General features: G+C 36.5%; 9 protein-coding genes. 3 read left to right on the forward strand and 6 right to left on the reverse strand.

Annotation, left to right across the window (positions count from 1 at the left end; genetic code table 11):
* Positions 1 to 612: 612 nt before the first annotated feature.
* The gene (gene lon, locus ACYPZI_RS03370) at positions 613 to 3,102 is read right to left on the reverse strand and encodes an endopeptidase La (protein WP_459598595.1); all 2,490 of its coding nucleotides are present in this window, start codon (positions 3,100 to 3,102) and stop codon (positions 613 to 615) included.
* Positions 3,103 to 3,352: 250 nt separating this feature from the next.
* Here lon and ACYPZI_RS03375 point away from each other — a divergent pair, with 250 nt between their 5' ends.
* From ACYPZI_RS03375 to ACYPZI_RS03385, 3 genes are all read left to right on the forward strand, one after another.
* A complete protein-coding gene (locus ACYPZI_RS03375) occupies positions 3,353 to 4,057 on the forward strand; it encodes a tRNA1(Val) (adenine(37)-N6)-methyltransferase (RefSeq protein WP_459598597.1) in 705 nt (234 codons plus the stop codon).
* Positions 4,058 to 4,190: 133 nt separating this feature from the next.
* Positions 4,191 to 4,499: a hypothetical protein gene (locus ACYPZI_RS03380; protein ID WP_459598599.1), complete on the forward strand. Its 309-nt coding sequence runs from the start codon at positions 4,191 to 4,193 to the stop codon at positions 4,497 to 4,499.
* A 372-nt stretch (positions 4,500 to 4,871) separates the two neighbouring features.
* Positions 4,872 to 6,692, forward strand: a complete 1,821-nt coding sequence (locus ACYPZI_RS03385; RefSeq protein ID WP_459598791.1) for an SLC13 family permease — start codon at positions 4,872 to 4,874, stop codon at positions 6,690 to 6,692.
* Here the strand turns inward: ACYPZI_RS03385 and ACYPZI_RS03390 are convergent.
* From ACYPZI_RS03390 to ACYPZI_RS03410, 5 genes are all read right to left on the reverse strand, one after another.
* Complete coding sequence (locus ACYPZI_RS03390) at positions 6,689 to 7,180, reverse strand: GAF domain-containing protein (protein ID WP_459598601.1); 492 nt, start codon at positions 7,178 to 7,180, stop codon at positions 6,689 to 6,691. The genes ACYPZI_RS03385 and ACYPZI_RS03390 overlap by 4 nt on opposite strands.
* Positions 7,181 to 7,243: 63 nt before the next feature.
* Positions 7,244 to 8,443, reverse strand: coding sequence for a UDP-N-acetyl-D-mannosamine dehydrogenase (wecC, locus tag ACYPZI_RS03395; protein ID WP_459598603.1), 1,200 nt, complete (start codon positions 8,441 to 8,443; stop codon positions 7,244 to 7,246).
* A gap of 2 nt (positions 8,444 to 8,445) precedes the next feature.
* On the reverse strand, positions 8,446 to 9,558 hold the full coding sequence (gene wecB, locus ACYPZI_RS03400; protein ID WP_459598605.1) for a non-hydrolyzing UDP-N-acetylglucosamine 2-epimerase: 1,113 nt from the start codon (positions 9,556 to 9,558) through the stop codon (positions 8,446 to 8,448).
* Positions 9,555 to 10,727: a glycosyltransferase family 4 protein gene (locus ACYPZI_RS03405; protein WP_459598607.1), complete on the reverse strand. Its 1,173-nt coding sequence runs from the start codon at positions 10,725 to 10,727 to the stop codon at positions 9,555 to 9,557. The genes wecB and ACYPZI_RS03405 overlap by 4 nt, the downstream gene beginning before the upstream one ends.
* Positions 10,727 to 12,277 carry a heparinase II/III domain-containing protein gene (locus ACYPZI_RS03410; protein WP_459598609.1) on the reverse strand — a complete coding sequence of 517 codons (1,551 nt, stop codon included), beginning with the start codon at positions 12,275 to 12,277 and terminating at the stop codon, positions 10,727 to 10,729. Before ACYPZI_RS03410 ends, ACYPZI_RS03405 begins: the two co-directional genes overlap by 1 nt.
* Positions 12,278 to 12,281: the final 4 nt, after the last annotated feature.

The raw sequence follows: 12,281 nt of genomic DNA on the forward strand, positions 1-12,281 counted from the left end.
TTAGTAGTTAGTAGTTAGTAGTTAGTAGTCAGTAGTCAACAACTTGTATCTCGTATCTCGTCTACTTGTATCTTTTTAACTAAAATGTAACAAACTTCTACAGTAAACAGTAGTCAGTAGTCAACAACTTGTACCTCGTATCTTGTCTACTCGTAACTTTTTAACTAAAAAGTAACAAACTTCTACAGTTAGCAGTAGTCAGTCAACAGTCGACCTTTTCGTCATTGCGAATTCGAAGAATCGGCGGAGCCAACAGGAGTGAAGCAATCCAGAGTATTGATTATTAATGGATTGCTTCGGGTAAACCCTCGCAATGACGTGCGACAGTCATCAGTCAACAACTTGTACCTCGTATCTTGTCTACTCGTAACTTTTTAACTAAAAAGTAACAAACTTCTACAGTAAACAGTAGTCAGTAGTCAGTAGTCAGTCAACAGTCGACCTTTTCGTCATTGCGAACGGAGTGAAGCAATCCAGAGTATTGATTATTAATGGATTGCTTCGGGTAAACCCTCGCAATGACGTGCGACAGTCAACAGTCAACAACTTGTATCTCGTATCTCGTCTACTCGTATCTTTTTAACTAAAAAGTAACATTTTCCACAGTCATTTTCAAATTCGCTCATTTTCAAATTTTTTCTCCTCTACTGTCAGATCGAGAGGATGCTTTACTTTCTCTTTTAGCAAAGCGATGTCGAGAACTTGCCTTATATCATCTACATAGTGAAAAGTCAATCCTTTCAGGTATAGCGGTTTTATTTCGTCTATGTCTTTCTTGTTCTCTTTGCATAGGATAATTTCTTTGATTCCTGCGCGTTTGGCAGCCAGGATCTTCTCTCTGATACCGCCTACCGGTAATACTTTCCCACGCAGGGTAATTTCTCCTGTCATCGCCAGATTTGTCTTCACTTTTTGCTGGGTGAGCGCCGATGCCAATGATGTTACCATTGTTATACCGGCCGAAGGCCCGTCTTTCGGAATTGCTCCCTCGGGAACATGCACATGTACATTCCAGTTCTCAAATATTTTTTCATCAATGCCCAGATCCTTATGGTGAGAGTGTAGATACTCCAGCGCCAGTACAGCGGACTCTTTCATTACATCGCCCAGATTTCCTGTGAGGGTTAATTTTCCGCCTTTGCCTTTGCTTAAGGAGGTTTCGATGAATAGAATTTCTCCACCAACCGATGTCCAGGCTAGTCCGGTAACCACTCCCGCGTATTGGTTCCCTTGATACAAATCTTTTGTATATTCCACTGCGCCCAGGTATTCATGCAGGTCTTCCGGATCGATTACCTTTTTATAGTTCTCTTCGGATGCTACTTTTCGGGCGAGTTTACGCATTATTTTAGCAAGCTTTTTATCTAATTCGCGCACACCGGATTCACGGGTGTAATTTTCAACTATTTTCTCTATTGTTTTTTTCGGAATATCAATTGCATTTTCCTCCAGGCCATGATTTTCCAATTGTTTAGGGATCAAATGCCGGCGGGCTATTTCGATCTTTTCTTCAATAATATATCCGCTTACGTCGATCAATTCCATGCGATCGAGTAAAGGTTGCGAAATTGTAGAAAGATTATTGGCTGTGGCCAGAAACATTACTTTCGATAAATCGTAATCTATATTCAGATAATTGTCGTGAAATGCAGAGTTTTGTTCCGGATCGAGTACCTCGAGCAGGGCTGAAGCAGGATCGCCCTTAAAGTCGTTTCCAATTTTATCTATTTCGTCCAAAACAAATACAGGATTGGATGAACCTGCTTTGAGTATATTCTGGATTATACGTCCGGGCATAGCTCCGATGTAAGTGCGGCGATGGCCACGGATTTCCGACTCATCGTGTAATCCACCGAATGAAACACGTACATAATTCCGGTTCAGAGCCTTTGCCACAGATTTTCCCAGTGATGTTTTTCCTACTCCGGGAGGGCCATATAAGCATATTATCGGTGATTTCAGATCCCCTTTTAGCTTTAGCACGGCAAGGTGTTCTATAATACGCTCTTTGACTTTTTCCAGTCCGAAATGGTCTTGATCGAGTACCTTTTGGGCATTTTTAAGATTGAAATTATCTTTTGTATATTCACCCCAAGGTAAGTCGAGCAATGTTTCTATATAAGTGTATTGGGTAGAGTAGTCAGGTGATTGAGGATGTAAACGTTCCAGTTTACTCATTTCCTTTTCGAACGCCTCGGCTACGTCTTTACTCCATTTTTTCTTTTGAGCACGTTCCTTGAATTCCTCTAAATCTGCTTGTTGAGGATTTCCTCCAAGTTCGTCTTGTATGGTCTTTATTTGTTGTTGTAGAAAATATTCCTTTTGCTGTTGATTGAGTTCTTCCCGTGTTTTCATCTGGATATTGAGCTTCATCTCCATCATTTGATTTTCACGGTTGAGAATAACCAACAACCTGTAAGCGCGCTCCTTTTCATCGTCTATTTCGAGTAAAGCTTGCTTTTCTATTGCCGGAACGGGCAGATTTGAACAACAGTAATTTACTAAAAGAGAAGATGCGTTTTCTGATTTCAGGCGTTGTATAAATTCCTTTGGTGGTTCTCCATACATGCGAAGCATTTGTATTGTAAGATCGCGGATGGAATCAAGTAGCGCCTTATATTCCGTATCGCGTTTGGCTACAGGGACACTCTCTCTTATTTCGTAACGGCCTTTCAGGAAAGGGTCGGTTTGTGTCAATTCTGTCAGTCTGAAGCGTTTTTTTCCTTGAAAAATGACAGTGACATTGTCTTCGTCGGGCAACTCTATTACCCGTATAATTTCCCCTATGACGCCCATTGTATAAAGATCTCCAATTTCCGGCTCTTCATTTTCCGCGTCTTTTTGGCAGACAAGCGCTACGTATTTTCCTCTTTGCCGACTCACGCTTTTAATCAGTTTCAATGATTTTTTGCGTGCTACGGAGATTGGCATACTTGTGCCGGGAAATATGATTGTATTTCGGAGAGGGAGAACAGGTAGTTCTTCCTTTAGGTCTTTTTCGTTTATAGAACAGTCTCCGTCATCAAAGTCGTTGGTAATAATTGAAATAACAGGTTCGCTATTTTCCTCGAGACCGAGAAGATTCTTTTTTTTGTTAAACATATTTTATCCTTTTATTTTGTTGGATTATACTATTTGGGAGAATATAGAAAAAGTCGAATTTATAACTATATTTGCTTATATATAACAAAATCCGTGCCAGTGAATATTTTCTATTTTTGCAATTACAATTGAAACAACGAAGTTAAAGTTTTGTTGTTATATTGGAGCAAGGCTTCTTACCCTTTCTTTTGACGGAAATGAGAAAAAGTTCCTGATTCGCATTAATAATATATGAATAGACTAAAAACAGATGCCGAATCCTTACTTTAAGTTTAAGCAATTTACAATCTACCACGATCGCTGCGCAATGAAGGTGGGTACGGACGGCGTATTATTGGGCGCCTGGACGGATGTGGAAAATATAAAGAATACTCTTGATATAGGAACCGGATCGGGTTTGATAGCCCTTATGCTGGCTCAGAAAAACAGGGACATGTCGATAGATGCTATAGATATTGACAATAATGCGGTGGAACAGGCTGGAGAAAATGCAATGAGTTCACCTTTCTCTTCTCAAATCAGATGTTTTAATACTTCTTTGCAAGAGTATGCTCTAAATTGTGATCAGAAATATGATCTGATTGTATCCAATCCTCCATATTTTGAACAGTCGTTGAAATCTCCTGAAAAGAACAGATCTGCGGCGCGTCATACAGATAGCCTACCGGTAGATGAATTGATAAGACTTTCATCAAAACTTCTTACTTTCGACGGGCGATTGTCTGTAATTTATCCTTTTGAGTATAAGGACTATTTATTACAGCAAGATTATTTGTTTGTAACCCGGGTGACGAATGTTTACCCTGTGCCTGACTCTTTACCTAAAAGGGTATTGATTGAATTTTCGAAACAAAGATCTTCTTTGGAAGAAAATGATTTGCTGATTGAAAAGAAAAGGCATGTTTATTCAGACGAATTTGTCAGTTTAGCAAAGGACTATTATTTGAAATTATAATTATAAAAATGAAAGAAAATTCTATCATTCGTATTAAACAAAAATAAATAATGCCAATCAGCAGTTAAAGTTATTACCGTAGTGTAAAAACGTTCGATTATTTTCATCCTTTTCTTCTGCGCGCAATCACAGATTGCTTATATTCTCAACATATGCTTATTACTGCCGCGCCCTATCGGGCTTGCCCTTACTTTTGGCATTGCCCAAAAGTAAGCAAAAAGCTAGCGCTTCGTCCCTCGGCGACCCACAACCGGTTTGCCGGCTGAAAGGGACGAACGGGCTATCGCCCCGTCCCTTTCTACGCCGCCTGCACCGTGTGGGTTCCCCCGCCTGCGGGACTAATGCGCGGGAGGCTGACGCACGACAAGCGGCTGCCTTGTCAGGCTTTAGCTGCGCCGTTAGCTTCAAGTACGGGGTACCCATAGGACGAAAAAGGCGTTAAAAACAAAAACGTGTCTGAGCTTATCTAATGATTCGTATACTACAAATCCCGGAGCGAGTTTTTTTGTTTAGCCTTTAAGTCCGTTATGGGTCGGACGTTGAAGCGGGGCGCAAAAGCGTTTTTGGTTCCTTTTGCGGCTTTGGGCAAAAGGAACGCAAGCAATCTGTGATTGCGCGCAGCATAAAATAATAGAACGATAAAATACGTCGTTAATTTTTATTGGTTATTTATAATGTAAAAAAGGTAAAAAGAATTGCCTTTTTGATATTGTTAATTTTTTCTTGATGTAGTATTTTTTATCTTTGTAAAGATTGAAAATAGAAATAAACCTACGAATAGTTGGATATGATATTGTCTTCTCTTTTGACCCCTATAAATATAACTCTTGCTATTTTATTAACAGCCTCTTTTTTCTTTATGCGAGGAAAAGTACGTGCTGATTTAGTAGCCGTGTGCGCCTTATTGGCATTAACGTTATTTAATATTCTAACGCCAACGGAGGCTTTGGCCGGTTTTTCAAATTCGGTAGTGATAATGATGATCGGGCTATTTGTGGTAGGAGCCGGAATATTTCGTACAGGTTTGGCGAAAATGATAAGTAGTAAGATATTGCAGACGGCCGGTAGTAGCGAAAATAAGCTATTTATAGTGGTTATGCTTGCAACAGCTTCTATAGGAGCTTTCGTTAGTAATACCGGAACAGTAGCGGTGATGATGCCTATTATTGTCAGCATGGCAGCAAGCGCCAATATTAGTCCTCGCCGCTATCTTATGCCTTTGGCATTTGCCGGTAGCATGGGGATGTTTACCTTGATTAGTACACCCCCCAATCTGGTAATCCAGAATGCATTGATGGATGCCGGATATGAAGCCCTTTCTTTCTTTTCTTTTGCACCTATTGGTTTTACTGCTTTATCTGTGGGAATTATTGTACTTTTCTTTTTAAGTAAATTACTTATTTCCAAAAATGATAATTCTGCGAATAAGAAAAGAGGGAAGTCATTGAAAGAATTGTCCGAAGAATATAATTTATCCAGACAGTCATATAAAGTAGATGTTGAGAGCAAATCGCCCTTGATTGGAAAAACACTTGCTGAACTGAGAATTGCTTCGAATTACGATGTGAGTATAAGTAAGATTGTCAGGCGGAATGGTAATTCCAGATTTCGAAAGACTTTTATAGAGGAAGTCGCGGGACCAAAATCCATTATACAGAAAGACGACGCTCTTTATTGTCATGGGGAAAAGGAGGATATAGAACGTTTTGTATCGGAAAATAAGCTGACCTTGGAAAAAAGTGACAGGGATTTCTCCGATTTTCAGGATTCCGGACTGGCAGAGGTATTTATTATGCCTAATTCGAGACTGATTAACAGAACTATTTCAGAAATACGTTTCCGGGAAGAGTATAATGTGAATGTATTGGGACTTCAGCGCCAGAATGAATATAAGATGTTGGATATCAAGAATACCAAATTGCATTCGGGTGATGCCTTGTTGATACAGGGAACATGGAAAGATCTTGCCAATCTGGACGACAGGCAGGATGATCTTGTACTTGTAGGCCAACCCTTGAAAGAAGCTGCAAAAGTAACGTTGGATCAAAAGGCGCCTATTGCTGCGATTATTATGGTATTGATGGTACTGGCAATGGTTTTTGAGATTGTGCCTTCCGTTATTGCTATTATGCTTGCTGCCGTTCTGATGGTAGCTACCGGGTGTTTACGAAATGTAGAGGAGGCTTACGATAGTATTAACTGGGAGAGTGTTGTTCTTATAGGCGCTATGTTGCCGATGGCTACTGCTTTCCAAAATACAGGAGTAGACACATTAATATCAGGAGGCTTAGTGAGCGAACTGGGCAATATGGGGCCGTATGCGTTATTAGCGGGTATATACTTCTGTACATCGCTTCTTACAATGTTTATCAGTAATACTGCCACTGCGGTATTGTTTGCACCTATTGCAATGAAGGCTGCAATAGGGATGGGAGTAAGTCCGTATCCATTTTTGTTTGCCGTGGCTGTTGCTGCCAGTATGTGTTTTGCATCGCCATTTTCGACTCCTCCTAACGCATTAGTGATGAGTGCGGGACGATATAGTTTTATGGATTATGTGAAAGTAGGGCTACCACTACAGGTTGTTATGGGTATTGTAATGATATTAGTGCTGCCTTTGTTGTTCCCGTTTTAAATTGTGATCTTCTCTTCTAACAGTCGTGTAATTTGTTGTAGGTAGAGGGCATCTGTTTCGTCAAAATGGTTCAAATGTTCGCTGTCGATGTCTAATACTGCAATAACATCATTCTTTTGGCTGAAGAGAGGGATCACTATCTCCGATTGAGATGCGGCATCGCATGCGATATGTCCGGGGAATTGATTCACGTCTTCTACAATGACAGTCCGTTTTTCTTTCCAGGCTGTGCCGCATACGCCTTTTCCGTACTTGATACGCGTGCATGCTATTGTTCCCTGAAAAGGTCCTAGTACAAGCTCATCTTTTTTCACAATGTAAAACCCTGTCCAAAAGAAATTAAAAGCTTGCTTCAAGGCGGCAGAAATATTTGCATAGTTTGCAATCATATCATCTTCTCCCTCCAGCAAACCTTTAAGTTGGGGTAGGAGGGAGATGTAGGTTTCTTCCTTGGAGGAAGAGGGTTGTATGTGAAGGGTGTGGGACATGATATGAAAAAATAAAAAGCTGTATTTCTATTTCCATACAGCTTTATTTATTGTTATTTATTGTTATTTATATATACCGCAAAAATCTAACTCAATCTTTCCTTCTAATTTCTTCATATTAAGAAATTCTTTATGACGAACTAGCCAGACTACAATATCTGCTTGCTTATATACATCCAAATAAGGTGCCAGACTAAACGTTTTATGGTTTTTAACATTTGGCTCCACAACTAATACTTCAGCTCGGGCTTCAGATATAATACGAGAGGTTATATATTTTGCTGGCGACTCCCTTAAATCATCAATATCCGGTTTAAATGCTAATCCCATACAAGCAACAACAGGTTCTCTCTCATTTTCAATTTCAAACCGATGACATGCCTCTATAACTTTATTAGCACACCAATCGGCTTTATAATCATTTGTTTCCCGTGCTCTTTTAATTATATTAGCTTGCTCCGGATAATCAGAAACAATAAACCATGGGTCTACGGCAATACAATGCCCACCAACGCCACTACCTGGTTGCAATATATTAACCCGGGGATGCTTATTTGCTAATTCTATTAACTCCCATACATTAATACCTGCTTTATCACAGATCATTGACAGTTCATTAGCAAAGGCAATTTGTACATCACGTGAAGAATTCTCTGTTAATTTACACATTTCGGCTGTACGCGCATTTGTTTTATGAAGGGTTCCCTTTACAAACATTGAATAGAATTCGATAGCTTTTTCTGATGATTCGGTATTAATTCCACCAATAACACGATCATTATTTTCTAACTCATATATTACATTACCTGGTAATACTCTTTCCGGACAATATGCAACGTAAATTTTATCTTCTAACTCCGGACGCTCTTTAAATATTATAGTAGCCATTTTTTCCGTAGTCATTACAGGGGACGTTGATTCTATAATAAATAAGCTGCCCTCTTTAAGAAACGGGATAACTGTACGCGTTGCACTTTCTACGTATGCAATATCAGCTCTGTGGTTTTGCTTAAATGGAGTAGGTACTACAATCAAAAAAACATCAGCTTCTTCTGGTTGTAAAGCTGCTCGGAAATGTCCTTTTTCAACAACAGTTTTCACTACTTTGTCTAATTCAGGTTCAACTATATGAATCTTACCTTGATTTATTGTTTCAACAACACTCGGATTTATATCTACACCTAGCACATTAATCCCTTTACTGGCCGCGATTGCAGCTGTTGGGAGTCCGATGTACCCCAATCCCATGAAAACCGCTTTCATACTTATTTTTGTTTTATAATATTTATTATTCTTTTCACAGCACTGCCATCCCCATAAGGATTATGCCTCTTTTGCATTGTATTGTAATATTCCTTATTATTAAGTAAAAGTCTTGTTTCTTCTACTATTTTATCTTTGTCTGTACCTACTAATTTTACGGTACCTGCTTCTACTGCTTCCGGGCGTTCCGTTGTGTTTCGCATAACCAAAACCGGTTTACCTAAGCTTGGGGCTTCTTCTTGAACACCTCCGCTATCAGTCAGTATTAGATGTGATTTTTCCATTAACCAAACAAATGCAGGATATGCCAATGGAGCAATAAGTTTTATATTTGGATGGTTACTCAAAAGTGAATTAACAGGATCGGAAACATTTGGATTTAGATGTACAGGATATATAATTTGTACACTATTATCTTTAGCAATTTCTAATATTGCATTACAGATATTTATGAAGCCGTTACCGAAATTTTCCCTCCTGTGACCTGTCACAAGAACTATACGCTTAGAAAAATCTATATTATTCTGTAGTCCTAAAATTTCTTCATCTGAATAAGATTGTAATTTGTCCGTTGCATATAGTAACGCATCTATAACAGTATTACCTGTAACATATACATCCCCTATAATACCTTCAGAAGCTAAATTATCTTTTGCCGCTTCAGTTGGAGAAAAATGAATATCAGTTAGTCGTCCTGTTATTTGTCTGTTCATTTCTTCAGGGAAAGGTGCATATTTATTATAAGTACGTAAGCCTGCCTCTACATGGCAAACTTTTGCTCCTGCATAGTATGCGGCTAAAGCAGCAGCAGTAGACGTAGTAGTATCACCATGTACTAAAACGTATTCGGGCTTAAATTCTTCTAAAATCGGTTTAAGACCTGTAACAACATCAGCAGTTAATTGATAGAGATTTTGTCCCGGCCTCATAAGATTCATATCATAATCAGGCTTTATTTCAAAAAATTGTAAAACCTGATCTAACATTTGTCTATGCTGAGCTGTTACGCATACTTTCACTTCAAAATCTTCTGTGTAATTTTGAAATCCTTTCACAAGAGGGGCCATTTTAATGGCTTCCGGTCTAGTACCGAAAATAAGAAGGAGTTTTTTCATATTTGTGCTATTTGAATAATTGATTTAACCATTTCCTTATTGATATTTTCTCTAGTAAACTTTTTAATAAACTCTTCCCTGTATTCTGTTTGATATTTATATTTTTGAAGTAATACTGCCATAGTTTTATAATCACAGGGTTCAAACATTATAGTATTACTTAAATATTTAGTTATAAAGTTATGGAAAAAGCCTGAAACTCCAGCAATTATAGGTTTGTTTGTTGCGCCAAGTTCAAATACTTTTGAGGGTATAACTTTTTCAAAAGCAGGGTGATTCTCCAGATGAATAAATAAAAAGTCACTTTCTTGGTAAAGCTTGATTAGCTCATCTCTCTTGACAGGTACTTTTATTTCAACATTTGTTAAATTATTTTTTTTGATTTCATCAAATAATAATTGTTTTATGCCACCATCTCCTACTATAATAAATTTGTAGTTTTCTCCTACTAATTTAGCTACAGGGGGAATTATTTTATGTAAAGCTTGACATTTTCCAATATTTCCAGCATAAAGAATCGTTTTATATTGGTTATTTTTACTTGTATAATTCCGAAACTCTTTGAGAAATACATCATCAATTCCGTTTGTATATGTCGAATAGGATTGACATTTGAATTTTTTAAAATAAGGAGCAAAACCTTCAGAAATGAGATTAATATGAGATGCGTAGTTAAAGGTTTTTCTTTCAACAAACTTTAAACAAGGCGTAATAAATTTTCTTAATAATGAGTTTTCTAGGGCATTGTCTAATGACTCTACAAATATGTCCCTAATATCGAGATATAAGGGACATTTTTGCTTTCTTGCAATTATTTGTCCCAGATAAGCAGTAAATAACTTGCTTGAAGAGGCATAAACCAAATCATATTTTTGTTTTTTCGCAATTTTTTTTACTTCACAAAAATAAGCTCTGAATGAATTAATCTGATCTAGAAATCCATTTTTATGTGAAGGTATTTGTATCCTATATATGTTAATGTTTTCCTTTTTTTCAAAAAGGGGAGCTTCTATTTTATATGTACTATAGCGATTTGGTAAAGTTGTTATTAGATCGATAGTACTATTGTCTCCTATTTGCACTGCTAATTCTTTAGCAAGAGATGTATTTCTAAACGAACCTGCACTTAAATCCGGTTCAAAAAAATATGATAAATATAATATTCTCATTAGTTTAAAATAATCGTTGTTTTTAAATAATCATAAAATGAAACTTTTACAACTTTTCCTGTATTATATACGTTAAAACGTTCGGCAAAATTGTAATCGATAAGAGATATACTTATAGAATTTTCGAAATTAAGTTTAATCGAATTATCCAGAAACAAACTACTTCGATCTTTTAATTCAACATGCACTTTAGGATGAAAATGAAAATAAGCCTCAGCAATATATTCTTTTCGACTACTATTTACTAGAGAATCAGATATACATACACTATTTTCTTCAAATATAAATTCCCTTCGGTGAATTATGCTAAAGTATTTTTGATATCCATCATGAAATGCAGTCAAAATATTTTCAAGATCCTTTTCAATATATACATTAGCCCTGTTTCCTACCCGAAAGCCAGCCCATACTTCGGATTGATTTTTATTGTTTACAACAACTGTATTGTGAGCTTTTGTAGAACGTTCATAATTTCTGGAACTTCCTATCTGATAAGTTGATGTTCCTACTTCGACAAAAATAGGTTTTTTCTTATAATGTAATATAAAAGACAATGCATCGGCATGTGCATGACCAGGTTGATATGGTGCTCCTATTTTACCAATGTCTACTATTGATTGATAGTTTTTATAGCTAAATTTCCTATACCCTGATTCATTTAGAGCAGTTTTTGTTACAGGCATAAGATTTAAATTCTTTGCGAAATGATATATTTGTTCATTAGAATATGTAATATGATCAGCACTATCATTAAAATGAGGAATATTGTATTCCCACAGAGAGATCGAATACAACCAATTGATCATTTTAATAGCTTTTGACTTTATAAAATTGAGAAAATCTGTATCTAAATTTGTAGTATTACTATACCAATCTATTAATTCAATCAACCTAAATAATATAATTTTATGGTACATTGGTGAAAGTTCAAAATGAGCTCCATCATGAAGGATTTGCTCTTTAACTTCTTCTTGTAGAATATTTTTCCCTTTTTTTTGCCATTGAGGATTATTAAATGCATATCCTCCCATAAATATAGCGAATGCATTTTCAAGTAAATGATTCCCTAATATTTGATATTCGAGATTATCATATAAGAAATTTAACTGAGCATAATATGAATCAATTAATTGTTGATTTATTTTTCTTCCCGAATCAGAGAAGAACCTTATTCCATTTATAACTCTTAATGCTATTGGATAAGATTCTAAATTCGTTTTATTATCAGCCAACCATATGTTATAATCTTTTATTAAATCAATTTTAATCTCATCTGATATGTTTTCTTGAAATAAAAAGTCGAAATATTGTAGATTATAATACCATAATTTACCATAACCTGAAAAATTCCAATCAATTTCTTTTTCAAATTTTTTCTCTAGATTTAAAAAGGTAAAATGATTTCTATCTAATATAATTTCTTTCGATATAATTTCATTTTTGAAATAAAGTCTATTAAAAGATATACATTCTTTAGGCAAATAGTTATTAAAAGCCTTCTTTCTTTTTAGTTTATAATAAACCTGATAAAATAATTGAATTTTTTTCAAATAT

The organism is Dysgonomonas reticulitermitis (genome assembly GCF_054601275.1).